The sequence below is a fragment of the Pontibacter saemangeumensis genome (assembly GCF_039541895.1).
Classification (GTDB): domain Bacteria; phylum Bacteroidota; class Bacteroidia; order Cytophagales; family Hymenobacteraceae; genus Pontibacter; species Pontibacter saemangeumensis.
Map to the genome: position 1 here is coordinate 408,415 of NZ_BAABHC010000016.1, position 23,969 is coordinate 432,383.

25 protein-coding genes, 1 tRNA gene and 1 pseudogene are annotated in these 23,969 nt (G+C 54.3%); 15 read left to right on the top strand and 12 right to left on the bottom strand.

What is annotated here, in order from left to right:
* Positions 1 to 15 precede the first annotated feature (15 nt).
* The 4 genes from ruvC (at position 16) to ABD920_RS15735 (ending at position 3,910) form a co-directional block, all read left to right on the top strand.
* On the top strand, positions 16 to 588 hold the full coding sequence (gene ruvC / locus ABD920_RS15720) for a crossover junction endodeoxyribonuclease RuvC (protein WP_345160386.1): 573 nt from the start codon (positions 16 to 18) through the stop codon (positions 586 to 588).
* 673 nt (positions 589 to 1,261) lie between these two features.
* A complete protein-coding gene (locus tag ABD920_RS15725; protein ID WP_345160387.1) occupies positions 1,262 to 2,080 on the top strand; it encodes an MlaE family ABC transporter permease in 819 nt (272 codons plus the stop codon).
* Between the two features lie 12 nt (positions 2,081 to 2,092).
* Entirely contained in the window at positions 2,093 to 2,866 is a 774-nt protein-coding gene (locus ABD920_RS15730; protein WP_345160389.1) for an ABC transporter ATP-binding protein, read from the top strand.
* On the top strand, positions 2,867 to 3,910 hold the full coding sequence (locus ABD920_RS15735) for an MlaD family protein (protein ID WP_345160390.1): 1,044 nt from the start codon (positions 2,867 to 2,869) through the stop codon (positions 3,908 to 3,910).
* 102 nt (positions 3,911 to 4,012) lie between these two features.
* Here ABD920_RS15735 and ABD920_RS15740 read toward each other — a convergent pair whose 3' ends face one another.
* From ABD920_RS15740 to rsmA, 5 genes are all read right to left on the bottom strand, one after another.
* Positions 4,013 to 4,411: an HIT family protein gene (locus tag ABD920_RS15740; RefSeq protein ID WP_345160391.1), complete on the bottom strand. Its 399-nt coding sequence runs from the start codon at positions 4,409 to 4,411 to the stop codon at positions 4,013 to 4,015.
* 5 nt (positions 4,412 to 4,416) lie between these two features.
* Positions 4,417 to 4,890 (bottom strand): transcription elongation factor GreA, encoded by a 474-nt coding sequence (gene greA, locus ABD920_RS15745; protein ID WP_345160393.1) that lies wholly within the window; start codon positions 4,888 to 4,890, stop codon positions 4,417 to 4,419.
* A 570-nt stretch (positions 4,891 to 5,460) separates the two neighbouring features.
* The gene (locus ABD920_RS15750) at positions 5,461 to 6,402 is read right to left on the bottom strand and encodes an NAD(P)-dependent oxidoreductase (protein WP_345160394.1); all 942 of its coding nucleotides are present in this window, start codon (positions 6,400 to 6,402) and stop codon (positions 5,461 to 5,463) included.
* 152 nt (positions 6,403 to 6,554) lie between these two features.
* Complete coding sequence (gene mgtE / locus ABD920_RS15755) at positions 6,555 to 7,910, bottom strand: magnesium transporter (protein ID WP_345160395.1); 1,356 nt, start codon at positions 7,908 to 7,910, stop codon at positions 6,555 to 6,557.
* 7 nt (positions 7,911 to 7,917) lie between these two features.
* Positions 7,918 to 8,697 (bottom strand): 16S rRNA (adenine(1518)-N(6)/adenine(1519)-N(6))-dimethyltransferase RsmA, encoded by a 780-nt coding sequence (gene rsmA, locus ABD920_RS15760; protein WP_345160397.1) that lies wholly within the window; start codon positions 8,695 to 8,697, stop codon positions 7,918 to 7,920.
* A gap of 156 nt (positions 8,698 to 8,853) precedes the next feature.
* On the opposite strand from rsmA, the gene ABD920_RS15765 reads away from it, so the two are divergent.
* From ABD920_RS15765 to ABD920_RS15790, 6 genes are all read left to right on the top strand, one after another.
* Positions 8,854 to 10,287, top strand: a complete 1,434-nt coding sequence (locus ABD920_RS15765; RefSeq protein WP_345160398.1) for a leucyl aminopeptidase family protein — start codon at positions 8,854 to 8,856, stop codon at positions 10,285 to 10,287.
* A gap of 6 nt (positions 10,288 to 10,293) precedes the next feature.
* A complete protein-coding gene (gene pdxA / locus ABD920_RS15770) occupies positions 10,294 to 11,316 on the top strand; it encodes a 4-hydroxythreonine-4-phosphate dehydrogenase PdxA (protein ID WP_345160399.1) in 1,023 nt (340 codons plus the stop codon).
* A gap of 67 nt (positions 11,317 to 11,383) precedes the next feature.
* A complete protein-coding gene (locus ABD920_RS15775) occupies positions 11,384 to 11,935 on the top strand; it encodes a YceD family protein (protein ID WP_345160401.1) in 552 nt (183 codons plus the stop codon).
* 48 nt (positions 11,936 to 11,983) lie between these two features.
* On the top strand, positions 11,984 to 12,181 hold the full coding sequence (gene rpmF, locus ABD920_RS15780; RefSeq protein ID WP_241638302.1) for a 50S ribosomal protein L32: 198 nt from the start codon (positions 11,984 to 11,986) through the stop codon (positions 12,179 to 12,181).
* A 54-nt stretch (positions 12,182 to 12,235) separates the two neighbouring features.
* Positions 12,236 to 13,177, top strand: coding sequence for a phosphate acyltransferase PlsX (plsX, locus tag ABD920_RS15785; RefSeq protein WP_345160403.1), 942 nt, complete (start codon positions 12,236 to 12,238; stop codon positions 13,175 to 13,177).
* A gap of 143 nt (positions 13,178 to 13,320) precedes the next feature.
* Positions 13,321 to 14,319 carry a beta-ketoacyl-ACP synthase III gene (locus ABD920_RS15790; protein ID WP_345160405.1) on the top strand — a complete coding sequence of 333 codons (999 nt, stop codon included), beginning with the start codon at positions 13,321 to 13,323 and terminating at the stop codon, positions 14,317 to 14,319.
* A 287-nt stretch (positions 14,320 to 14,606) separates the two neighbouring features.
* On the opposite strand, the gene ABD920_RS15795 is transcribed toward ABD920_RS15790, so the two are convergent.
* Entirely contained in the window at positions 14,607 to 15,587 is a 981-nt protein-coding gene (locus ABD920_RS15795) for a LysM peptidoglycan-binding domain-containing protein (protein WP_345160407.1), read from the bottom strand.
* A 13-nt stretch (positions 15,588 to 15,600) separates the two neighbouring features.
* Complete coding sequence (locus ABD920_RS15800; RefSeq protein WP_345160408.1) at positions 15,601 to 16,377, bottom strand: DUF4905 domain-containing protein; 777 nt, start codon at positions 16,375 to 16,377, stop codon at positions 15,601 to 15,603.
* Positions 16,378 to 16,476: 99 nt separating this feature from the next.
* On the opposite strand from ABD920_RS15800, the gene ABD920_RS15805 reads away from it, so the two are divergent.
* The 4 genes from ABD920_RS15805 (at position 16,477) to kdsB (ending at position 19,667) form a co-directional block, all read left to right on the top strand.
* The gene (locus ABD920_RS15805; protein ID WP_345160409.1) at positions 16,477 to 17,829 is read left to right on the top strand and encodes an NfeD family protein; all 1,353 of its coding nucleotides are present in this window, start codon (positions 16,477 to 16,479) and stop codon (positions 17,827 to 17,829) included.
* Positions 17,830 to 17,963: 134 nt separating this feature from the next.
* A complete protein-coding gene (locus ABD920_RS15810) occupies positions 17,964 to 18,305 on the top strand; it encodes a hypothetical protein (protein WP_345160410.1) in 342 nt (113 codons plus the stop codon).
* Positions 18,306 to 18,382: 77 nt separating this feature from the next.
* Positions 18,383 to 18,727 carry a hypothetical protein gene (locus ABD920_RS15815; protein WP_345160412.1) on the top strand — a complete coding sequence of 115 codons (345 nt, stop codon included), beginning with the start codon at positions 18,383 to 18,385 and terminating at the stop codon, positions 18,725 to 18,727.
* 202 nt (positions 18,728 to 18,929) lie between these two features.
* A complete protein-coding gene (gene kdsB / locus ABD920_RS15820) occupies positions 18,930 to 19,667 on the top strand; it encodes a 3-deoxy-manno-octulosonate cytidylyltransferase (protein WP_345160414.1) in 738 nt (245 codons plus the stop codon).
* A 67-nt stretch (positions 19,668 to 19,734) separates the two neighbouring features.
* Here kdsB and ABD920_RS15825 read toward each other — a convergent pair whose 3' ends face one another.
* The 4 genes from ABD920_RS15825 to gap form a co-directional block, all read right to left on the bottom strand.
* Positions 19,735 to 20,082 carry a translation initiation factor gene (locus tag ABD920_RS15825; RefSeq protein WP_345160416.1) on the bottom strand — a complete coding sequence of 116 codons (348 nt, stop codon included), beginning with the start codon at positions 20,080 to 20,082 and terminating at the stop codon, positions 19,735 to 19,737.
* The gene (locus ABD920_RS15830; RefSeq protein ID WP_345160417.1) at positions 20,079 to 20,975 is read right to left on the bottom strand and encodes a diacylglycerol/lipid kinase family protein; all 897 of its coding nucleotides are present in this window, start codon (positions 20,973 to 20,975) and stop codon (positions 20,079 to 20,081) included. The genes ABD920_RS15825 and ABD920_RS15830 overlap by 4 nt, the downstream gene beginning before the upstream one ends.
* A gap of 221 nt (positions 20,976 to 21,196) precedes the next feature.
* Entirely contained in the window at positions 21,197 to 22,045 is an 849-nt protein-coding gene (locus tag ABD920_RS15835; protein WP_345160418.1) for a universal stress protein, read from the bottom strand.
* A 176-nt stretch (positions 22,046 to 22,221) separates the two neighbouring features.
* Positions 22,222 to 23,214, bottom strand: a complete 993-nt coding sequence (gene gap / locus ABD920_RS15840; RefSeq protein WP_345160420.1) for a type I glyceraldehyde-3-phosphate dehydrogenase — start codon at positions 23,212 to 23,214, stop codon at positions 22,222 to 22,224.
* 186 nt (positions 23,215 to 23,400) lie between these two features.
* Here gap and ABD920_RS15845 point away from each other — a divergent pair.
* Positions 23,401 to 23,472: transfer RNA gene (locus ABD920_RS15845), tRNA-Glu, on the top strand.
* A 173-nt stretch (positions 23,473 to 23,645) separates the two neighbouring features.
* Here the strand turns inward: ABD920_RS15845 and ABD920_RS15850 are convergent.
* Positions 23,646 to 23,888 (bottom strand): annotated as a pseudogene (locus ABD920_RS15850) (transposase); the annotation flags it as partial.
* Positions 23,889 to 23,969 lie beyond the last annotated feature (81 nt).

A 23,969-nucleotide genomic window follows, 5' to 3' on the forward strand; every position in this document is an offset into this window, starting at 1 on the left:
TAATTTTGCAATCCTATGGCGCACCCTTCCGCACTCCCCCCTAACAAGTTCATCCTTGGCATCGACCCTGGCACCCAGGTAATGGGCTACGCGCTGATCGAGGTGACGGGTTCCAAAGTGCAGCTGGTGCAATATGGCGTCATCCATCTGAAGAGCTACAGCAACCACGCCATCAAGTTAAAGAAAATTTTTGACCGCATGATACAGCTCATCGACGAGTACCTCCCCGACGAGCTGGCCATCGAGTCGCCGTTTTACGGCACCAACGTGCAGAGCATGCTGAAACTGGGACGCGCACAGGGAGTGGCCATTGCCGCCGCCCTCTCCCGCGACATCCCTTACGTGGAATACGCACCCAAAAAGATAAAGCAATCCATCACAGGCAACGGGAATGCCTCGAAGGAGCAGGTAGCCAGCATGCTCATGCAGATCCTGAAAATACAGGACGCACCCAAACTACTGGACGCCACCGACGCCCTGGGTGTAGCGCTCTGCCACCACTACCAGAAAGGCAACAACGCCAAACAGGGCGGCAAGTCCTGGAAGGGCTTTCTGCAGGACAACCCGGACAGGCTGGCTACAAAATAAGCTACTTCTCCCCAGGCCATATATACTATACCAGTTATATATAAACCAGGAGCCGCCTTTTATTTAGTTGCTCTTTTTGATGAGCTCGTTGAGGTACATATAGGAGGAGACTCATGCAGCTCTCAGCACCCCAACCGAAAGCCGCCGTTTTTACCATATCACCTCCCCCATTGTATGCGGCTGCCCTATCCGGAATGAGGGGGCAACGGCCTTCTGAAACACAGCAAGCATTTCTACCCTGTAAACTGCTTCCACGGCCCAGGCAGCTACGCTCGTCACCACGATTTACCAGCACAAATCCCCATTGCAGCGGTTTTACTTTCATTTAGGACAACTTCTTGCTTATCTTTGCCGGCGCAGAAGGGACGCAGGCAGGCGATGTTCACGTTTGACTGCAAAGCTGTGAAAGTATAGCGGTTCTGTTTCGCCGGAGGCTTTATATATAAACACATGTACACGTTTTACATTGGTTGCCGCCGCTGAAACCTCTCCCCTGCCAGGGTGCAGCAGATTGGCATCGCATTTAAAGTTAATTTATACCTTTACATGATTGGCCGGAATCTTTCACAACCTTGTACTTCGCTCAAACCGTATGTGCAGGTAAATCTTTCGATTGATTTCCCCCTGTGCCGGTACATATAACCTGACTCGTCCGGTTTTCATCTGACAACGAATGGATCAAAGTAACAATAAGAAGACACCTCCTACCAGAACACGCAAATACGTCTTCTCCCGAAGGGCTGACCGCATCTTCCTGGAGCTATCCTATATATACGCCTTCGTCGCCCGCTTTTTCAGGGAAGTGCTGTTCCCGCCCTACGAGTTTAAGGAGGTCATCAAGCAATGCTATGAGGTTGGCGTCCGCTCGCTTCCGCTCATCTCGGTCACCGGCTTTATTATCGGCATCGTGTTCACGAACCAGTCCCGGCCGTCGTTGGCTGACTTCGGGGCCACTTCCCTCCTGCCCGCCCTGATCTCGGTGGCCATTGTGCGGGCCATGGGGCCGCTGGTGACGGCTATTATTGCCGCAGGCAGGGTCGGCTCCAGCATTGGGGCTGAGCTGGGCTCGATGCGTGTGACGGAGCAGATCGATGCCATGGAGGTATCAGCTACAAACCCCTATAAATTCCTGGTGGTAAGCCGCGTGCTGGCCACCACCTTCATGATTCCGGCCCTCACCATGTACACTACGCTGGTGTCGCTGCTGGGCGGCTACCTGAACGTGCACCAGAACGAGCTGACCACCCTCACCACCTTCTTTACCCAGGTTTTTGACGCGATCACGTTTCTCGATATCATCTCCTCTTCAGTGAAGTCGGTGCTGTTTGGCTTTACCATCGGGATGGTGGGCTGTTACAAAGGGTACAATTCCTCCAAGGGCACAGAGGGTGTCGGAAAGGCTGCGAACTCCTCGGTGGTGACGGCCATGTTTCTCATTTTTATTGAAGAGCTTCTTGTCATGCAGGTTATCAATGCGATCCGCGTCCTGTAACCGCCTCTTGAAATGAAAAAGATCAACCCAAACATAATAAGAGAGAACAAAGTCATCGAGATACGGGGGCTGCAGAAGGCCTTTGACGAGTTTGAGGTGCTGAAAAATGTGGACCTGAACCTGTACCAGGGAGAGAACCTGGTGGTGCTGGGCCGCTCCGGCACGGGCAAATCGGTGCTGATCAAGATCATATCGGGGCTGCTGCGGGCCGATGCGGGCATGGTGAACGTGCTGGGGCAAGAGGTAGGCCATCTTTCGCCGAAGCAACTCGACGCGCTGCGCCTGAAGATCGGCTTCTCGTTTCAGAATAGCGCCCTTTACGACAGCATGACCGTAAAAGAGAACCTGGAGTTTCCGCTGGTGCGCCACTCCAAGCACATGACGCAGCGCGACCGCACCCGTATAATCGACGTGGTGCTGGAGGCGGTCGGGCTGACCAAGGCCATGCACCAGATGCCCTCTGAGCTGTCCGGGGGGCAGCGCAAGCGCATCGGCATAGCCCGTACGCTGATCCTAAGGCCGGAGATCATGCTCTACGACGAGCCCACCGCCGGCCTCGACCCGATCACCTGCATCGAGATAAACAAGCTGATAAACGAGGTGCAGCGGCGCTTCAACACTTCCTCCATCATCATTACCCACGACCTGACCTGCGCCCGCGCTGTAGGTGACCGGCTGGTGATGCTGCTGGACGGGGAGTTTAAACGGCAGGGCACCTTTGAGGAGGTTTTCGCCACGGACGACGAGCGAGTAAAAGCATTTTACAATTACAATTTCATAGACTAAATGATCACTGCAGATAATAAACGTTCCGTAATCGTCGGGATTTTCGTACTCCTGGCCATCGCCATTCTCGTTGCCGGTATATTTACCCTGGCGGGGCAGCAAAAACGCTTTATCGACTCCATCTCCATCCGGGCGGTGTTCGACGATGTGGCGGGCCTGAAGCCGGGAAACAATGTCTGGTTCTCGGGTGTGAAAATAGGCACTATCAAAAGCATTGAGTTCTATGGTGACTCCCAGGTAGAAGTGACCATGAACGTGGAGGCAAACGCGCAGCAGTACATCCGGGAGGATGCGATTGCCCGCATCAGCTCCGAAAGCTTTATCGGCAACAAGAACATCGTGATAGAGGGCGGCAGCGAGCAGGCGTCCCCGGTGGAGGATGGTGACCTGATACGGGCCGCCAACCCACTTGACACCGATGAACTGGTGGAGACGCTGCAAAAGAACAACAACAACCTCGTAGCCATCACAGACGATATTAAGCAGCTCACCTCCAAGCTGACGAAAGGCGAAGGCACCGTAGGCAAGCTCCTGACCGACTCTACCCTGGCCAATAACTTTGAGGCCATGGTCGCCAACCTCCAGCAGACCTCCCGGAACACCGCCCGGGCCTCGAGGGACCTGAACCAGTTTACAGACAAGCTCAACACACCGGAGGGACTGGCCAACCAGGTGCTGACCGATACCGTGGTCTACAGCCAGCTCCGCGCCTCGATGGCGCAGCTGCGGGAGGCGACTAACTCTGCAGCGGCGCTCACCCAGAACCTGCAGGAGGTGAGCACCCGGCTCAACAACGAGGGGAACGCAGTAGGCGTGTTGCTAAGCGACGAGGAATTTGCCCGTAACCTGAAAAACACCATGCAAAACCTCGAAACCAGCACCGATAAGTTTGACAAGAACATGGAGGCCCTGCAGAGTAACATCCTGTTCAGGGGCTTCTTCCGGAAACAGGCGAAGGAGCAGGAGGAACGGCTGGAGGAGCTGGAGGAGCTGCAAAAGCAGCAGGAACAGCAGCTGCTGGAGCAGGAACAGGAGAATCAGTAGCGGCTTTTTCTCACAGCTGCTAAAGCGGGAAAGGGGTTAGAAGCGGAGCCGGTGCTCATCTTCTAACCCCTTTCTGATTTTAACTCAGTGCTATCTTTCCAGCTATTGTTCGTAGGCGGCCTTGATTTTCGCGGCTGTTTCTTCAAACTCCTCTTTGCTGAACTTCTGCTTGTTGGCGAAGTTCATGTCCTGCATGCTGTTGAGCGGGATGAGGTGCACGTGGGCATGCGGCACCTCGAGGCCCACTACGGCCACGCCAATGCGTTTGCAGGGCACCACTTTCTCCACGGCAAGCGCCACCTTACGGGCAAAAGCCATCAAACCTATATAAACCTCCTCGTCCAGGTCGAAGATATAGTCCACCTGCTGCTTGGGGATGACCAGGGTATGGCCCTTCGTTGTCGGAAATACGTCCAGAAAGGCAAGGTAACGGTCGTCCTCCGCCACTTTGTAGGCCGGAATCTCCCCCTTTACGATCTTGGTGAAGAGTGATGTTTCCATAGGGCTTAGCGGCTTATTTCCAGTATCTCGAATTGCAGCTTACCGGCCGGCACCGTGATATCGGCCACATCGCCCACAGACTTGCCCAGCAGGCCTTTGCCAATCGGAGACTTCACTGATATTTTGCCTGCCGCCAGGTTCGCCTCCTCTTCCGCCACCAGGATATAGTCAACCACCATGTTGTTCTTCAGGTTCTTGAGCTTCACCTTCGACAGGATCAGGGCTTTGCTGGCATCCAGGCCCGACTCATCCACCAGGCGGGCATTGCCCATGATCTCCTCCATCTTGGCGATCTTCAACTCCAGGTGGCCCTGGGCGTCCTTGGCCGCATCGTATTCCGCGTTCTCGCTCAAGTCGCCTTTGTCGCGGGCTTCGGCCAATTGGCGCGCCACCTCGGCGCGTCCTTTTGTTTTGAGCTCAGCCAGTTCGTCTTTCAGTTTCTGCAAACCTTCGGCTGTGTAATAAGAAATCTTGCTCATAATCAGTTCTCACGTTTAAAACACAAAAACAAAGAGAACGGTTATGGCTTGCATAACCGTTCTCTTTGCCAGATATGTACAATTTATATATTAATTCCGGTGCGGCGGCAGGCATATGCAGGATATGCTGCCACCAACGTATGGCATACGCTTCAAATTAATTATACGACAAGGCCTTTGCCTTGTAGCTCAGCAAATATACAAAATTTGCGACACAAGTAGCAAGACCCTATATGATTGTTGATGGCGCTGTTGTTGAACGGTTGGTTACTGATAGGTAGAAGGCTTAAATGTTTGGTTCAAAGCACATATGGCTATTCTCCCAAAACCTTCCATACCGTAAGTGTGAGCGTAGCGGTGACTTCTGCCCTTCCATGACAGCAAGTTTCCAACGTGCGTTGCCCACTATCTAAACGCAAGTTGAAAAATTGCTGCTATACTTTACCACAGGTTACCGCTGCGCTCCAACTTGCGGCATGATGGGGTTAAATGGCTGTTTGAATGGTATATGGCTATACCTGAAACCAACCAATCAACCGGACAACAACTTATGAATGGAACAAGTGATGATCACAGCAACTGCCTGATCTTTTCCACCAGCACCTCGTTGATTTTGATATAGGATTCGTGCGTCCAGCCGGCGATATGCGGCGTCAGGATGACGTTGTCGGCTGTTGCCAGGTATTGAAAGTTCTCTTGCTGTGCCGCCGTGAGGGTTTTCAGCTTCTCGTTTTCGAGCACATCAAGCGCAGCGCCCTTTACCTTCCCCGATTTCAGGTGCCGCACCAAGGCCGCCTGGTCCACCACATCCCCGCGCGAGGTGTTCAGGAACCACACGGGCTTCCGCAGACTTTCGAAGAACGCGTCATTCACCATCCCGAGGTTCTCGGATATATAAGGAATGTGCAGGCTCACCACATCGGCATCGGCCTGCAGTTGCGCCAGCGTTACGTTTTCAGCGGGTGCCTGTATTTTCCCGGGCGCAAAACGGTCATAGGCGATGATGCGGCAGCCGAAGCCGCTCAGCACTTTGGCAAAGCGCTGCCCCATGTTGCCGTACCCGATGATGCCGACCGTTTTACCGCTGATCTCCTCCCCCCGGTTCTCCTCCCGCAGCCATACCTTCTCCCGCACCTGCCTGTCGCTGCGGGGAATATGGCGCACCAATGCCACCAGCACCCCAGCCGCAAACTCCCCCACCGCCTGCCGGTTTCCCTCATTCGCCCCAAGCAGCGCGATGCCCCGCTCCTGCAGGGCCTGCGCATCGATGTTGTCGACGCCGGCCCCTGCCCGCGCCACGAACTTCAGCTGGCCGGCCAGCTCAATGGTTTCGGCCGTGACGCGCATTTTGCTCCGGATAATAAGCCCGTTATATTCTGCCAGCGCCTGACGCACGTCAGCCGGGGCCATATCCGGACGGTAATCCGCCTCAGCCCCGATGCCTTCCAGCAGCGGGAAAAGGCTCGGGTGCATCTCGTCGATGATCAGGATGCGCGCAGCAGGTGATGCCATAAAGAATCAAGATTAAATTTTTGAAGAAGTTTATATATACATGCCAGGAGAAGGGCGTCCCAGATATCCACTCATCCTATATATCCTTACACCAGAAAATGAATTACCCATTTCGTAGTGCTATTTAGCGGATATCTGCTGGGCTCTTTCTTCTACAAATTATAAAGCAGATGCGCGATGCCGAAGTAAATAGCAAGCCCCAGCAGGTCGTTGGCGGTGGTGATGAAAGGGCCTGCCGCCACAGCCGGGTTAATGCCGAACCGGTCCAGCACCATGGGTGTGATGGTGCCCATCAGCGAGGCCAGTATTACGACAGAGAACAGCGCCACCGACACCACGATCGAGAGCTTCAGCTCGTGCCGGAACAGGTAAGAGAAGCCGAACACCAGGATCGAGATGATCAGGGCGTTGAGCATGGCCACCAGCACCAGCTTTAAAATACGTTGGGCGAAATTCTCGAACACCACGGCATTCGATGAAAGCGTCTGGATGATAATAGACGAGGACTGGATGCCCACATTGCCGCCGGTGGCCGTAATGAGCGGCACAAACAGCGCCACCGCCGGCAGCATCGCGATATCGGCCTCGAACAGGCCCATGAACTGCGCCGCCAGCAAGCCGCCCACCATGCCGATGATGAGCCAGGGCAAGCGCGAGCGCGAGATCCGGAACACGCTGTCGTCCTCTTCCACGTTCTCGGTGATACCCGTCATGAGCTGCCGGCTCAGTTCCGCCTGCTCCTGCATCACGTCCACCACGTCATCGATGGTGATGCGGCCCAGCAGCCTGCCTTGTATGTTCACCACCGGGATGGCCTCGAGGTCGTAGCGCTGCATCACGCTCACCACCTCGTTCTCGTCCCGGAAGGATTCGATGGAGATCACGTCGGGGTTATAGATGTCCTTCACCGGCGTGTCGTCTCGGGAGAGCAGCAGCCGCTTCACGCTCACGCGCCCCACCAGTATGTCCCGGTTGTCGGTGACGTACACGGTATAGATGCGCTCCACGTCCTCGGCCTGCCGCCGGATCTCCTCGATGCAATGGCGCACGCGCCAGTTCAGGTTTACCTTGATGAGCTCTTTCCCCATCAGACCGCCCGCGCAGTCTTCCTCGTAATGGAGCAGGTCGAGGATGTGCTCGGCCTTCTCCTCGTTGTCGAGCAGGGCGATCACTTCCTCCCGCGTCTGCACCGACAGCTCGTTCAGGATATCCACCGCGTCGTCAGAGTCCATCAGGTTTACGTAGCGGGCGATCTCGGCGCTGGTGAAGTAGCCCAGGAAATCTGTCCGGATGTCGTAGTCGAGGTCGCTGAGGATCTGGGCGCCCGTGTCCGGGGGCAGCAGGTCCATCACGTACTTCGACTCGTTGGTGTCCAGCTCGTAGAGCACCGTCGTCACATCGGCGGGGTGCATGTCGGCCATGGTGCCGAGGATAAAATCGGCGTCTTTCCGCTCAATGGCTTCCTCTACCTGCTCAATGTAGTCGCGTGTTATTTCTACCTGCTGCATATAATCCCTATATATTCTGCTCTATCAACGTTGTTAAAGCCACAAAATCCTGCACCGATAGCTGCTCTGCCCGCTTATCGAAAACGGGCTGCGCCGTTACCTCCGGCGGCAGGTTAAAACTCCGGAGGGAGTTACGGAGGGTTTTGCGCCGGGTTCCGAAACTCAGCTTCACCACCTGCTTAAACAGCACCTCATTGCAGCCCAGCCGCTCCACCTCGTTGCGCTGCAGCCGGATCACAGCCGACTTCACTTTGGGCGGCGGGTGAAACACATGCTCGTTCACCGTGAACTTGTACTCTATTATATAGTAAGCCTGCAGCAGCACGCTCAGGATGCCATATGCCTTCGAGCCCGGCGGGGAGGCCAGCCGTTCGGCCACCTCCTTCTGTATCATGCACACCACTTCCGGCACCCTGTCGCGGTGCTCCAGCACTTTAAAGAAAATCTGGCTCGAAATATTATAGGGAAAATTGCCGATGATGGCAAACTTGCCGGGGAACAGCGTGCCCAGGTCCGTTTTCAGGAAGTCTGCGGAGATGATGCGGTCACCAAGCTGCGGGAAATGCTCCTGCAGGTAAGCGATGGATTCCCGGTCGATGTCCAGCACCGTGGTGCGGTAATCCTTGTGCTGCAGCAGGTACTGCGTGAGCACGCCCATGCCCGGCCCTATCTCCAGCACGTCTTCCGCCCCCTGGTGCAGCGTCAGCTGCTCCACTATCTTGGTAGCGATGTTCTGATCCACCAGGAAATGCTGGCCCAGGTGCTTTTTTGGTTTTACATTGCCCACATTCTGCTTTTTTATGGTCTGCTGACTGCCAAGAATACTTTTCGGCGCAAACCCGTTATACGATAAGGTGCAGGAACAGCAAAGCTGTGACAGCCGACGGATTTTCGCATTCCGTATTATACTTACTATATTGCACACCAAAGATACGAACGACAAATGCCAACGCAACTCAATTACGATACAAGCTTAGCGAATAATACCAGCCTCGCCCTTGTGGTGGAGGCCGGCCAGGCGGCCCAGCTGCAGGAACTGCAGCCGGAGGAGCAGCAATACGTGCAACAGCAGGTAAAGCAGGAGGCCAAGCTTGTAGCACTTAACCGATTCTCACACTTCTTATATATACTGGTGGCCCCTGAAGCCAAAACCGATGCCCTGCGGCATGAGGCCCTCCGGCAGGCCGGCCACTCGCTGCTCAGACAGCTGAAAACAGACAAAGTGGAGCGCATCACGCTGCTCGACAAAACAAATGATGGGGCCAGTTTATATATAGCCGAGGGCCTTTACCTGAGCAATTACCAGTTTCAGAAGTACAAAACAAAGGACGCCAAGCCAAGCCCGCTCCAAACCATCACCATTGCAGATGAGCATGTGAACGGGCAAACGGTGCAGGAACTGGCTAACGTGCTGGAGGCCGTGTATACGGCGCGTGACCTGGTGAACGAGCCGAACAGCCACCAGACGGCCACGCAACTGAGTGAGGCTTTCATCGGGTTAAGCGAGCAGGCAGGCTTTAAGATCGATGTGCTCGACCTGCTCAAGATCCAGTCGCTGAAGATGGGTGGCCTGGTTGCCGTGAACCAGGGAAGCGAGGAGCCGGCCACGTTCAACATCATGGAGTGGAAGCCGGAGAACGCCAGGAACAGCAAGCCCTATATACTGGTGGGCAAAGGCGTGGTATATGACACCGGCGGACTCAGCCTGAAGCCCACGCCGCAGTCGATGGACTATATGAAGTCTGACATGGCGGGTTCTGCCGTGGTGGCGGGCGTGCTGTACGCGGCCGCTAAAAACAAGCTCCCGCTGCACATCATCGGGTTGGTGCCGGCCACCGACAACCGCCCCGGCCCCAGCGCGGTGGCCCCGGGCGACGTGATCACGATGTACAACGGGCTGACGGTAGAGGTATTGAACACCGACGCGGAAGGCCGCCTGATACTGGCTGATGCGCTGAGCTTCGCTAAAAAATATGATCCGGAGCTGGTGCTTGATTTCGCCACGCTCACCGGCTCCGCAATGCGCGCCGTCGGCAAGGAAGGCCTGGTGGTGATGGGCACGGCGGGCGAAGATGTGATGGCGGGCCTGAAGAAAGCCGGTGACGAAGTACACGAGCGCACGGTGGAGTTTCCGCTGTGGGATGAGTATAAAAAGCAGCTGGAGTCTGACATTGCCGACCTGAAGAACCTGGGTGGCGCAGACGCGGGCCATATCACGGCGGGCAAGTTCCTGGAGGCCTTCACCAGCTACCCGTGGGTGCATTTTGACATCGCGGGAACGGCTTACCTGCACAGCGAAGACAGCTACCGCGGCAAACTGGCCACCGGGTCCGGTGTCCGGCTTGTTTACAACTACCTCAGTGCACTGGCTCGATAATCGAAAATGGATAATAAAAATAAACCCAAATTAGGCATCAGCATCGGCGACACCAACGGCATCGGGCCGGAGGTGGTTATCAGAACGCTCTCTGATCAACGTATTCTCAATTTCTGCACCCCCGTTATATATGCCTCTGCCAGCCTGCTGAAGCATGTGCGCAAAGCCCTGAACGCGGAGCATTTCCAGTTCCAAGAGGTGGAGTCGGCGCAGGCGCTGGTGCCGCGCAAGATAAACCTGATTTCCTGCTGGGAGAATGAGCTGGAGGTGAACCCCGGCCACCCTACACCAGAATCCGGCAAGGCCTCCCTGGACTCGCTGCTGGCGGCCAGCAGGGACCTGAAGGCCGGGCTGCTGGACGGCCTGGTAACGGCCCCCATCAACAAGGACAACATACAGGCGGAGGATTTCCGGTTCCCGGGCCACACCGAGTTCCTGACATCATACTTTGATGCGCCGGAAAGCCTGATGCTGCTCGTGAGCGGCGGCCTGCGTGTGGCCACGGTTACGGGGCATATACCCGTGAAAGAGGTGCCGGCGCGGCTGACGGAAGAACTCCTGATTCGGAAGATGACCATCCTGCTGGATTCGCTGCGCAAGGACTTCGGGATTCTGAAACCGCGCATCGCGGTGCTGGGCCTGAACCCGCACGCCGGGGAGCAGGGGCTGCTGGGCCGCGAGGAAGTGGAGATCATCCGTCCGGCCGTGGTGCAGATGAAGGAGCGCGGGTACCTGGTGTTCGGCCCCTACCCGGCCGACGGCTTTTTCGGGATGCGTCAGTTCCAGCAGGTGGACGCCGTACTGGCCATGTACCACGACCAGGGGCTGATCCCGTTTAAGACGCTGGCATTCGAGAGCGGGGTAAATTACACCGCCGGTCTGCCGATTGTGCGCACCTCCCCCGACCATGGCACCGCCTACGACATTGCAGCTAAGCACATTGCCAGTGAAACCTCTTTCAGGGAGGCGCTGTTTGTGGCCTGCGACGTGGTTCGGAAGCGGTTTGAGGCCGAAATGCCCGTCGTATAAATAGGACAGATAGTTTTATTTATCAGAAATATGTTCTAATTTTGCATCTTGCAATAAAAAGTCGGTTGTGAAGAAGCTAAGAGACTATGAAATCGGCATCGCCAAACTCAGCAACAAGCAACACTTGTATGAGTTTGAGCTGGATGATTCCTTTTTCGATCTTTTCGTGAAAGACATCATCCTGGGCGGCAACCTGGTTGCGCAGGTGGAACTGGACAAGACAGAGTCGCTGCTGACCTTCCGCATGGGTATAAAGGGCCATGTACGGCTTACCTGCGACAGGAGCCTGGATGAGTTTGATTACCCGGTTGATGTGCAGGCCACTTTCCGCGTCAAGTACGGCGAAGAGAACGCTGAACTTGATGACGATTTGTGGCAAATAACACCGAACACGCAGGCCATTAACATTGCGCAGCACCTGTACGATTACATAGGGCTGGCCGTGCCGATGAAGAAACTGCACCCGCGCTTTGTGGCGGACGCCGATGAGGAAGACGACAACGACCAGGACATCCTGATCTACTCTTCCCGAAACCAGGCCACAGAGGGCGAGGATGGAGAGGACGACGATGACGACGAAGTTGATCCGCGTTGGGACGCGCTCCGCAACTTAAATTAGTGAAATTCAGAAGTATAAAGCATAAACTAAAGTAAATTATTCTAAAAAATGGCACATCCTAAACGCAAGATTTCGAAGACCAGAAGAGATAAGAGAAGAACACATCAGAAGCTCTCTGAGAAAGCCATTGCAATTTGCCCTACCACCGATACACCGCACCTGTACCATCACGCATATGTGGTAGAAGGCGATCTGTTCCACAAAGGCAAACTGGCAATCAAGAATTATACAGCTAACGCGCAGTAAGTATATCCGACTGCTTTAGCTTTAGTTCTGTATACTCCAATATACCCCCTGTAAATGAGAATCGCTTTAGACGCCATGGGCGGCGATTTTGCACCTGAGGCAGTTGTGAAGGGTGCAGTGATGGCTGCTCAGGAGCTTAAGAATGGTGAGGTTATCCTGCTCCTTGGGAAGGAGGACGTCCTGCATACACTGCTCCAGGAGAATGGTTACACAGGCAGCAATATTTCCGTGATGCATGCGTCGCAGGTAATTGAGATGGGCGAACATCCCACCAAGGCCCTGACGCAGAAGCCTGACTCCAGTATTGCCCTTGGCTATGGCCTTTTGAAAGCGCAGAAAGCCGATGCCTTCTGCAGCGCCGGCAACACCGGCGCCATGCTGGTGGGGGCCATGTTCAGCGTTAAAGCGATTGAAGGTATACTTAGGCCGTCCATTGCCAGCTTTGTTCCGAAACTGAGCGGTGGCCTGGGCGTGATACTGGATGTAGGGGCCAATGCCGACTGCAAGCCGGAAGTGCTGGAGCAGTTCGGCGAACTGGGCTCTATCTACGCCAAGTACGTGCTGGATATCCAGAACCCGAAGGTAGGCCTCATGAACCTGGGCGAAGAGGAGGGCAAAGGCACCGTAAACACGCAGGCCGCGCACCAGCGCCTGAAGCTGAACAAGGACATTAACTTTATCGGCAACATTGAGGGGCGCGACATTTTCAACGACAAGGCAGATGTGATCGTCTGTGACGGTTACACAGGCAACATCATCGTGAAAATGGCAGAGTCGCTTTATGACATCCTCCACCAGAAAGGAATACATGACCCGTTCTTCGACAAGTTTAACTACGAGACCGAAGGCGGCAGCCCGATCCTGGGCATCAACGGCAATGCCGTGATCGGCCATGGCGTATCGAGTCCGCGGGCCATATGCAACATGGTGCTGCTGGCGCAGAAGATGGCCGTCTCTAAAATCTCGGAACGGTTCAGGAAGAACTACAGCGCTTAGAAGTCGCTACTGTACGTGGCACGCAATACAAGTCTTGGCATAGTCTGCATCGGTTATTCTTTTTAAGGAACCGGACAGGTTATGCCAATTTTTTTTTATTAAATTGCCGCCCTTGATATCTAAACAACCTAAGAAGTATTAAAATGAGTAAAATTACTGCTGCCATAACTGGCGTGAGTGGCTATGTCCCGGAATATGTGCTCACCAACAAAGAGCTCGAGACAATGGTTGAGACGAATGACGAATGGATCACCTCCCGCACCGGTATCAAGGAAAGGCGTATTTTGAAAGGTGAGAACATGGGCACTTCCCAAATCGCGATTCCAGCAGTAAAAGAACTCCTCCGGAAAACAAATACGAAGCCCGAAGAAGTGGACATGCTCATTTGCGCCACCACCACCCCGGACATGGTGTTCCCGGCAACGGCCAACATCATCACCGCTGAGGTGGGCGCTGTGAATGCCTTCGGTTACGACCTGCAGGCTGCCTGCTCAGGGTTTCTCTTCGCGCTGGCCACAGGAGCGAAGTTTGTGGAGTCGGGGCAGTATAAGAAAGTGATTATCGTGGGGGCTGATAAAATGTCCTCCATCGTAGACTATACCGACCGTGCCACCTGCATTATCTTCGGAGACGGCGGTGGCGCCGTGATGCTGGAACCAAACACAGAAGGCCTCGGCATTCAGGACCAGGTGCTGAAGTCCGATGGAACGGGGGCCCCGTTCCTGCACATGAAGGCAGGCGGCAGCCGCAGACCGGCAACCATCGAGACGGTGCAGGCACGGGAGCACTATGCTTTCCAGGAGGGGCAGCAGGTGTTTAAGTTTGCGGTGAAAGGCATGGCCGACGTTTCGGCTGAGGTGATGGAGCGCAACCACCTGACCGGTGATGACATTGCCTGGCTTGTACCCCACCAGGCAAACAAGCGCATCATTGAGGCAACCGCCAACCGCATGGGCCTGAGCAACGACAAGGTGATGCTGAACATCCACAAATACGGCAACACCACCAGCGGCACGATCCCGCTTTGCCTGTGGGAGTACGAGAGCCAGATGAAGAAGGGCGATAACATTATACTCGCAGCTTTCGGCGGCGGCTTCACATGGGGCGCCATCTACCTGAAGTGGGCATACGATACAAAGTAAGCTGCATCAGGCATATATAGAAGAGGGCAGCTTTTAAGAGCTGCCCTTTTTGTTCCCCCTCACCAGCGCATGGGATATATAATACTCCTGCTACCTGCATACTGCGCACGAAGCTGTTCTACAGAACCCACCCCTGCCCCTCCGAGGAGGAAAATTTGCAGACAGGTGAAATGCAAGGCGCAGCAACCAATGGATATGGTTATGCTATATATAAATGGAAATCCCATCGCCTAGTTATAAGCGACGGGATTTCCATTTATATATAGCGCCATTAACGGCAGTAAACCCTACGGCATATAGGAGACATCCACCCGAAACTTTGAGTCTACAGCACCCAATTTCTGATACGCTTTCTTAGAGATACGCACAATCACCTTGTCATTCGCGCCTGTTTCCGGTAGTTTGCCGATCACGCGCACGTATACCACCTGCCCGTTCATAGCGTTCTTCACCTGCATGATGGTCCCCACCGGGGCCGACTTGTGCAAGGCGAGGTATTTGTTCGTATCCGCCTTCGGGTCGATCATCTCCGCCATGCCGCTCTCCATGATCTTTTTAACGCCAGAGACAGTCTCCTCTTCTACCTCTTCCGCCGCGGTAATGACTGACGCATCCGCAGCAGGACCAGCCGTTGATGCGGTGGGGGCGCCAGTGGTGACGGCAGGCGTTACGGGAGTGGCCGCCGATACGCTTTCAGTTGTCCTTGGCTTAGTCATTTCATCGTCAGCCTCAGGCATATAGACAGGCTTTTTGGTTGCCTGAGCAGACCCTTTGCCCACTACCAGGCTGGTGCCAATGCTGATGCTGTTATCCGTCATGTTGTTCCAGCGGCGGATATCCTCCACAGCCACGCCGTACATTTTGGAGATGGAGTAAAGGGTTTGGCGCGCCTCCACGATGTGCATTTTGTTTCCGGACTCGCTAACGGTATACGTTCGGCTGCTGGCGGCTGCCGCGGCAGGTGCGGCCTTGGCAGTAGAGGCCACGGCATTATACCCGCTCGATTTGCGCGGGATCAGGACAATGTCGCCTATTTTGATGGTTGTCTGCACGCTTGGGTTCGCCTCCACGATCTGAGAGACAGGCACACTGTATTTTCTGGACAGGGCATAGAGCGTCTCTTTCGGATCCACTTTGTGCTGCACAAAAAGTTTCCCGTCCCTACGCTCCACCCCTACCGAATCGCGAACAGCCGATACACCGAAGGCGCTGGCTGAAAACGAAAGCGCGGGTGCTACTACAAGTGTGAATAAAAATGATCGTACCATGGCTAAAAATTTACTAAGCTAAAAGTCGATATACCTTCAGAATGGCTTTATCCTTTACGAAGTATAAATCGCCCATAAAGATAAAAAAAGTATCTGAACCGATTCCACTTAATCCGCCGGCGAGTCGCTCTTTTAAGCATAAAGAGCCTTCAATATCAAATACTGCCATATAATTCTGAAGCGTGCTGTCCGCTGCCTGCACGTAGTAGCTGACGGCCAGATAAGCGTCTGTCTCTGCATACTCGATGGCCTGCGTCGCTCCGGTCAGTTGCTGCGAATCCAGGAACTGCTGCACCTGGGCAAAGTACTCCTCCCCCTCCCTGTAAAGCACCGGATACACCGCCTGGCGGTACCTTAGGTGGCTATGCTGCGCCACCATAGCCGCCGCCTGCTGCTGCGTGATGCCGTCCTGCACCACCTGCCCCGTAGCTGGCTGAAGCAAACGGAAGGCGGCTTCGGGGGTTGCGGCTATATAGGCCAGCATTCCATCGGCTGCCATCCCATAAAAGGCCAGTTCCGTCTCCTCCCAGGCGACGGCTGCAGTTCCGGCCTCCACGGCAAGGACGCCTTTGTGCTGCCCCATCCTGCGGTCGCCGTAACCGTGCAGGTATATATAAGAGTCCTGCGCTTCCTCCAGCCCCTGCCACCAGGCCGTACCCTGCGGCAGCGGCAGCTGTTTTAGATGGCGTGTTCCTAGGTCCATGGTGTAAAAGCTTGCCAGCAGCAGATCAGGGTCCCGCACCTCCAGCGCCAGCCGGTTTGCGGTGGTGTCGAGGCGGATTCGCCACACGGGCGCGCCAAAATCGTATTTAAACTGTAGCGGAAGAATATGCGGTGTTTTTTTAGTATCTTATTGCCAGTAAAAGGCCCTTAACCAGCTCTCAAATTTATGAAAACCTATCCAAAGCAACAGTATATGCAGGTGCTGTATCTGCTTCTTCCCTTCCTGCTGCTGCCTTTTGCTTCATCAGCACAAAGCAGGCCAAAGGTATTTGTGATGGAGGTAAAGTCGGAAATAGACCCACGCACCAACCGCTACACCCAAGTGGCCTTTGATGCTGCCACCGAGGCGGGTGCCGACCACGTGCTACTGGTGCTGGATACATTCGGCGGGGCCCTGAACGACGCCGACGAGATAAGGAAGCGGGTGCTGAATTACCCAAAGCCTGTTTATGTGTTCATCGACAACAACGCGGCGTCCGCCGGCGCCCTGATCTCCCTTGCCTGCGACAGCATTTATATGTCGCCGGGCTCTAACATTGGGGCCGCCACCGTGGTGGGCGCCGACGGCGAGGCAGCACCCGGCAAGTACCAGAGCTATATGCGCTCCATTATGCGCTCCACGGCCGAGGCGAACGGGCGCAACCCCCACCTGGCCGAGGCGATGGTGGAGGCCAGCGTCGACAGCACGCTCTCTGCCGGGCAGGTGCTGTCGCTGACAACGACAGAGGCCGTGAAGTACGGCTTCTGCGATGGTGTGGCCGAGGACGTGGAGGGCGTAATGGCACAGCTAAACCTGCAGGATGCCCAAATCATTCGCTTCGAGCCCAGCACCACCGACACTATTATCTCGTTTTTCCTGAATCCTTTCATCAGCGGCATCCTGCTGCTCATCATCATCGGGGGGCTGTACTTCGAGCTGCAGACGCCGGGCATTGGCTTCCCGTTGCTGGCCGCTTTCGTGGCGGGCATTTTTTACCTCGTGCCGTACTACCTCAATGGCCTGGCTGAGAACTGGGAGATCCTGATGTTCGTGGCAGGCTTCGTTCTGATCATGCTTGAGGTTTTTGTGGTGCCGGGGTTTGGTATTACGGGCATTAGCGGCATTCTGCTGGCGGTTTGCTCGCTGGTGCTGATGATGGTGAACAACTACAACTTCGACTTCACCTTTGTGCCCTCCGAGAACCTGATGAAGAGCCTGATCTCGGTGGTAGTGGGCATGGTAGGCGCCGGTGTGTTGATTGCGCTCACCTGGAACCGCCTTGTCAGCAGCAAGGCTATGGACAGGGTGGTGCTCCGAAACAGCTTTCACAGCAAGGAGGGCTACCGCTCTGGCGACACCGCCGCGCACCTGGTGGGGAAAACCGGCCTTGCCCATACCCCCATGACGCCCACCGGGCGCGTGCTTATCGACGACACCATCTATGACGCGCAGGCCCGCGACGGCTATATAGAGAAAGGCGAGACCGTGCAGGTAATAGACCAGAGCACTTTCTCACTGCGGGTAAAGAAGGTCAGCTAACCCCTATTTATAGCCTGTAATTTATATATGGCGTGCGCGTAACCGCTGATCCTGAAGCGCTGCGCAAAGCCTTGGCTTTAGTCTATATATCCGAAGATAATCAAACCTATTATAGCTCATTGACTAAAAACGATATGGCCTCACACCTTTTCCTGTCGCTGCTTGCGCTGATTGCCGGCCTGGCCTCCTGCCAGACAAACTCCATGCGGGAAACGGAATACGAAACCGCTACCGCCACTTTGCTCTGGACGGGCGAAATCGCTGCTGACGGTTGCGGCTTTGAGGTGGTGATCGAAGGGAAAAAGTACCTGCCGGAAAATGAAGAGGCCATCGACGCGTCGTTCAAAAGCCAGGAAAGTACGCAGGTGCAACTGGAGTTCGAGCGCCTGCCAGATCCCATTGACCGCCAGTGCGGGATGCTGCCGCAGCCCAGGGTGATGGACGCGATCCGGGTGGTTTCTATTGCGCAGCCATAAAAAACTACTGCCGCCGCACAGGTTAATGCAACCTTTTTAGGAAGAATAGGATCATCAGGATATATAAATACCCTGACATGAGAAGAATGTTCCTCCTGAGTATCTCGCTGTTATCGTCCCTGCTGCTGCTCACCTCCTGCGATGAGGACGAGGAGGACAGTTGGCAGACTCAGACAGTAGACGCCACCCTGGTGTGGTCCGGTGATTATGCCGTGGACGGCTGCGGTTATATACTATATGTCGGGGAAACGGCACATAAACCTACCAATGAACAGGACATACCGGACAGCTACAAAACCGCTTCCCCTGCAGCCGTAGAAGCCAAGATCATCAACTACGGCAAAAACACCAAGACGTGCATGGCAGGCACAGCGATGCGCAGCATCAAAGTGATTTCACTGCACACCAGGTTGAAAGACTGACTATTGACAACTCTATACTGATCAGGGAGCTATATCATCCTGGCTAAGAATATAGGAAAGGTGCTTTATCACATTATCTTTTGCTGTTCCCTACGCTGCTCATTCGTTAATCATAGCCAGGAATTCGGAATTGAGCCAAGTGTTTCTGTATATTTGAGCCAGCAGCCAAAGCCGCTTAAATCCTTATCAAGAAAAAAAACACATGGACGCTATTGGCATTATTCCGGCGCGCTACGCCAGCACCCGCTTCCCCGGCAAGCCCCTCACCAACATTCTCGGGAAAAGCATGATCCGGCGGGTATATGAGCAGGCTAAGCAGGCTGGCCTGGCAGAAGTGCTGGTGGCCACAGACGATGCACGCATCAAGGAACATGTGGAGAGCTTTGGCGGGAAAGCCGTGATGACAGGCGAACACCACCAGAGCGGCACCGACCGTTGCTTCGAGGCGTACAAGCTGCACGATGTGCCGTACGAATACATCATCAATATCCAGGGGGACGAGCCCTTTATCAAGCCAGAGCAGATTGACCTGGTGGCTTCCTGCTTCAGCAGGTCAGAAACACAGTTGGCTACGCTCATTAAGAAAATAAACACGCCGGAAGAGCTTTTCAACGTAAATGCACCGAAAGTAGTGATCAACCAGGCCAGGGAGGCGCTGTACTTCAGCCGGCAGCCCATCCCCTATTGCCGCAACGTGCCGAATGATATATGGCACCAGCAGCATACCTATTACAAGCACATCGGCATATATGGCTATCGGGCGGATATACTGGAGCAGATCACGCAGCTGCCGCCCTCGGCGCTGGAACTGGCCGAATCGCTGGAGCAGTTGCGCTGGCTCGAGAACGGCTTCCGCATCACCACCGCCCTCACCGAGTTCGAGACGATTGGCATCGACACCCCCGAAGACCTGCTGAAGGTGCTGCCGCACATTGAGTAATGCCGAGTTAAGCGTTCCGACTGAGCATAATCCCTATATAATTCGGGACTCCGAACTGACAACAGATTCACCCTCCTGCTTTTTTGGCTTTGTAGCCCGCTGCCTGCAGCACCTGCAGGGCCTTGTCCCTGAAATCGCCCTGAATCAGGATTTCCCCGTCTTTGGCGGAGCCACCCACGCCGCATTTGCTTTTCAGCAGTTTCCCAAGGTCTTTCAGATCCTCGTCAGTTCCCACAAAACCCGCGACAAGCGTTACCTGCTTGCCCCCGCGCGCCTTCTTGTCGAGCATCACTTTCAGGTTCTGCTGCTGGGGTGGCAGCGTTTCTGCGGCAGGCTCCTGCTCGTAATCGTAGTTAAAGTCTGAGTTGGTCGAGTAAACCACACCCTGGCGGCCTTTTTTATTCTGGTCTTTCATGCTATGCTAATTTGCGGTGTTACTACTTTCAGCGACAGCGGCTGGATATGCACGTCGAAGGCCGAGGTCTTACCCATATACTCGCCGTCGGCATGGAACATCATCGGCTCCTCTGTCTCCACTTGTACGTGCGTGGTTTTAAAGTACTCGGCACTGTCGGCGTGCGCCAGCTGGTTCGTGAGCATGGAGTAGCTCAGGTTCAGCGCTTTGATGATGTCTAACCTGCGCACCAGGCACACGTCCAGCAGGCCGTCCTGTATGTCTGCCTCCGGGGCTATATAGGCGTTGTTGCCGTACTGGGCGGCATTGGCGAAGGCCATTACAAAGCAATCCGTGTCGATGACGGCGCCGTTGATGCTCGCCTTCACGGGCAGGTGCCGGTAGTTACGCACCTCCTTCATTACCAGTTCCACGTAGCTCTGCAGCCCCCGTTTTTTGTTTCCGGCGAACACGGAACTGATGTAAGCGTCGAAGCCAATACCGGCGGTCGTAAAAAAAGGGTGCCCGTTGATACTGCCACTGTCGATGGTGGTCACGTGGCCCTTGTTGAGCACCCGCAGCGCCCCTTGTGGCATAATCGGCACCAGCAGGTGGCGCGCCAAACCGTTTCCGGAGCCTCTGGGCAGAATAGCGAGCGCCGTATCAGTATGGAGCAAGCCGCGCGCCACCTCGTTTACCGTCCCGTCTCCCCCTACGGCCACCACAATGGCGCACCCGCTGCTGGCCGCCTCGCTGGCCAGTTCGGGCGCATGTCCCGCCCGCTGCGTGTACACCACATCATGGCTGAACTTCCCGTGGTCGAGGTGCAGCTGAATCTGTGCTGCCATATCCACCTTGCTCTTCGGGCCGGAGGTAGGGTTGATGATAAACCTGATGTGCGGGCGTTTGCTCATAGCGTATGTGTCGGGGCTGTAGACAAAATTACCAATTCCGGCGCAAAAATAAAGCATGAGGTGCCGTGGCATCCCATGCTTTTATAAAGTGACTACTTCGAGCCGGGCATATATAAATCCGGGTCTGAAGAAGACAGCCACTGTGTAGCCGGAACAACCCCACAGCAGGCCCAGGCTTGAACAGTGTTACCTCCGCAGAAGGCCGGTATTCTAAGTTCTGGCTATTTCAGATGAAAGGTCAGTACCGGGATATTGGTGTGGTTCACAAGGTCTTCGGCGATGCTTCCGCTGAGCAGGTGTGAGAGTCCTGTCCGGCCATGGGTAGCCATCATAATAAGATCAGCGCGGATATCCTGGGCGAAATGCAGGATGCCGTCCTCCTCAATCGTATCGTTGTATATGTTGATGCTGAAATTCTGTAGCCCATGTTTCTGGGCCACCTCCTCCAATTTACGATGCAGGTTTCCACTCGACTCAAATGCCCCCGGCGTATTGATATACACGAGGTGCATCCGGGCCCCGAACAATTCCTGGAACGCTTTAAAACGCTCCATGGCTTGGCCCGCCTCACGCTTGAAATCAGAAGCAACCACAATTTCCTGCACGTCAAAAGGCGGCTGCCCACTCTTCACGGTCAGCACTGGGCAATCAGCGGTGCGCACCACCTTCTCGGTATTCGAGCCGATCAGAAACTCATCAAGCCCGCTGCTTCCCTTTGAGCCCATCACCACCAGGTCTATTGCTTCTTCCTGTATCGTGCGCTTTATCTTGAAGATCGGCTTATCTACATCCACTTCCTGCAACACGTTCACCCCCTCGTGCGGCACAGCGTCTACCAGCTTTTTCATTTGGGCTTTTGTTGCATCCAAAAGCTGTAATACATACACCTGCTGCATGCCGTCCGGCGTGTTGGTATCGCCAGTCACGCTAAAGTCTGGCACATAGGGGGTCTCCACCACATGCAAAAGTTTTACAGCGGCCCCTGTTTTGCGGGCGATGACCAGGGCTACTTCGAAGGCATGGCGCGCTTCTACGGAGAAATCGGTGGGGACTAAGATCTTTTTCATCATGGATGTTGCTTTTAGTGAATTAGGTACAAGAGCAAATGTATAGCGCCTTTCTTATATATACGTTAACATTTATCACTTTATCAAACAACCTGCGATATATTTGATCATTAAAAGCAAAAGCCCATCCTGTGCAGGGCGGGCTTTTGCTTTTAAAATGGTGCGTATTTGCTGAAGGCTTAGCCAATAAGCGCGATCAGATCTGCTGCACGGTTAGAGTATCCGGCTTCGTTGTCATACCAGCCAACCACTTTCACCAGCGTCTCGTTAGCTGACGTCATCTCGGCATCGAAGATGCAGGAGTGGGTGTTCCCAACGATATCAACAGAAACGATTGGGTCTTCGGTGTACTCCAGGATGCCGTTCATGGCGCCTTCGGAAGCCTCTTTCATCGCAGCGTTTATCTCTTCTTTTGTCACAGCTCTCTTCAAGACACAAGTGAGGTCAGTCAGGGAGCCCGTTGGAATAGGAACGCGCATCGCCACGCCGTCGAGTTTGCCTTTCAGGTGAGGCAACACCAGGCCTACTGCCTTGGCAGCGCCAGTAGAAGTCGGCACGATAGAAAGCGCGGCAGCACGGGCTCTGCGAAGGTCTTTGTGTGGGCCATCCTGCAGGTTCTGGTCAGCAGTGTAGGCGTGTACTGTCGTGATATAACCCTTTTCGATTCCGAACTTATCGTCCAGTACCTTGGCCATAGGCGCGAGGCAGTTAGTGGTACAGGAGGCGTTTGAAACAATTTTCTCCTCACCGTTTAGTATATCCTGGTTCACACCAAGCACAACAGTTTTTACATCTCCTTTCGCAGGGGCCGAAATAACTACTTTGCGAGCACCGGCTTCGATGTGGGCACCAGCGCTAACGTCATCCACAAAACGCCCTGTCGACTCCAGCACTACGTCTACACCTAATTTACCCCAAGGCAGGTTCTTTGGGTCACGCTCAGCCGTGATCTGGATTTCCTGGCCATTCACCACAATACCCGTTTTGGTGGCCTCTACAGTGCCACTGAACCTTCCGTGTACAGAGTCATATTTCAGCAGGTGCGCCAGAGTCGTCGTATCGGTCAGGTCGTTAATTGCCACAACCTCAACGTTTTCTTTTTGAAGCAGCGCCCTAAATGTAAGTCTGCCGATACGGCCAAAACCGTTAATTGCAACTTTAATTTTAGACATGGTATCTTTCTTTTATGAGTTTTATTTATGCTGCGAAGTTACAATATCCCATATTGTAAAACCAGCATTTTTTTATATACTGATATAGAACGTATTACGTTTACCCTCAAAAAAAATACGCCGGAATGTTTTGCAGCTTGTCAAAGAGCCGTATATTTGCACCGTCAATCAGGAAAAAGAATACCAGGCCCGTTCGTCTAGGGGTTAGGACGCCAGATTTTCATTCTGGTAACAGGGGTTCGATTCCCCTACGGGCTACAGGAAAGGCCTCCAGTTAACGCTGGAGGCCTTTTTTTATGACCTGCGGACACTATTCGGACACTAAAATAGCTGCTCTTCCACTTACTGCTTTAAAATTTGTCTCTTAGGTACCCGCCAGCAAGAGCTAAAGCACCTTTTGTTTGCTCTGCCATTCGGTACTCCTTCCCTGCCTGTAGCATCTGCTTGTCCAGGCTCAGATCGGCCACCAGCTTTTTCAGCTGACAGCTCTCCTCCTCCAACTGCCCCAGTTTCCGAAAATCGCTAACCCCTAACCCACCATATTTTTTCTTCCAGTTATAAAAAGTAACCTCGCTTGCTCCCATCTTCCTATAGAACTCTGCCACAGTGACTCCACTTTCGGATAGCTTGATGGCAAAGACAGTATACACCTCGGTAAATTTAGTTTTCTTCAGGGCAATTCGCTTTTGGTTCTATACGATTATTGCCCGTTCCCTCTACTTTACAATTATCCTGTTTTTCGGGGGAGGTCAGTC

Excerpts from the sequence above, each read along its gene's own strand:
- ABD920_RS15765 (WP_345160398.1), top strand. The coding sequence starts at position 8,854 with ATGCCAACGCAACTCAATTACGATACAAGCTTAGCGAATAATACCAGC.
- mgtE (WP_345160395.1), bottom strand. The coding sequence starts at position 7,910 with ATGCAGCAGGTAGAAATAACACGCGACTACATTGAGCAGGTAGAGGAA.
- ABD920_RS15790 (WP_345160405.1), top strand. The coding sequence starts at position 13,321 with ATGAGTAAAATTACTGCTGCCATAACTGGCGTGAGTGGCTATGTCCCG.
- kdsB (WP_345160414.1), top strand. The coding sequence starts at position 18,930 with ATGGACGCTATTGGCATTATTCCGGCGCGCTACGCCAGCACCCGCTTC.
- ABD920_RS15835 (WP_345160418.1), bottom strand. The coding sequence starts at position 22,045 with ATGATGAAAAAGATCTTAGTCCCCACCGATTTCTCCGTAGAAGCGCGC.
- gap (WP_345160420.1), bottom strand. The coding sequence starts at position 23,214 with ATGTCTAAAATTAAAGTTGCAATTAACGGTTTTGGCCGTATCGGCAGA.
- ABD920_RS15805 (WP_345160409.1), top strand. The coding sequence starts at position 16,477 with ATGAAAACCTATCCAAAGCAACAGTATATGCAGGTGCTGTATCTGCTT.
- ABD920_RS15730 (WP_345160389.1), top strand. The coding sequence starts at position 2,093 with ATGAAAAAGATCAACCCAAACATAATAAGAGAGAACAAAGTCATCGAG.
- ABD920_RS15750 (WP_345160394.1), bottom strand. The coding sequence starts at position 6,402 with ATGGCATCACCTGCTGCGCGCATCCTGATCATCGACGAGATGCACCCG.
- plsX (WP_345160403.1), top strand. The coding sequence starts at position 12,236 with ATGAGAATCGCTTTAGACGCCATGGGCGGCGATTTTGCACCTGAGGCA.
- ruvC (WP_345160386.1), top strand. The coding sequence starts at position 16 with ATGGCGCACCCTTCCGCACTCCCCCCTAACAAGTTCATCCTTGGCATC.
- ABD920_RS15795 (WP_345160407.1), bottom strand. The coding sequence starts at position 15,587 with ATGGTACGATCATTTTTATTCACACTTGTAGTAGCACCCGCGCTTTCG.
- ABD920_RS15725 (WP_345160387.1), top strand. The coding sequence starts at position 1,262 with ATGGATCAAAGTAACAATAAGAAGACACCTCCTACCAGAACACGCAAA.
- pdxA (WP_345160399.1), top strand. The coding sequence starts at position 10,294 with ATGGATAATAAAAATAAACCCAAATTAGGCATCAGCATCGGCGACACC.
- ABD920_RS15735 (WP_345160390.1), top strand. The coding sequence starts at position 2,867 with ATGATCACTGCAGATAATAAACGTTCCGTAATCGTCGGGATTTTCGTA.
- ABD920_RS15815 (WP_345160412.1), top strand. The coding sequence starts at position 18,383 with ATGAGAAGAATGTTCCTCCTGAGTATCTCGCTGTTATCGTCCCTGCTG.
- ABD920_RS15830 (WP_345160417.1), bottom strand. The coding sequence starts at position 20,975 with ATGAGCAAACGCCCGCACATCAGGTTTATCATCAACCCTACCTCCGGC.
- greA (WP_345160393.1), bottom strand. The coding sequence starts at position 4,890 with ATGAGCAAGATTTCTTATTACACAGCCGAAGGTTTGCAGAAACTGAAA.
- ABD920_RS15740 (WP_345160391.1), bottom strand. The coding sequence starts at position 4,411 with ATGGAAACATCACTCTTCACCAAGATCGTAAAGGGGGAGATTCCGGCC.
- ABD920_RS15825 (WP_345160416.1), bottom strand. The coding sequence starts at position 20,082 with ATGAAAGACCAGAATAAAAAAGGCCGCCAGGGTGTGGTTTACTCGACC.
- rpmF (WP_241638302.1), top strand. The coding sequence starts at position 11,984 with ATGGCACATCCTAAACGCAAGATTTCGAAGACCAGAAGAGATAAGAGA.
- ABD920_RS15810 (WP_345160410.1), top strand. The coding sequence starts at position 17,964 with ATGGCCTCACACCTTTTCCTGTCGCTGCTTGCGCTGATTGCCGGCCTG.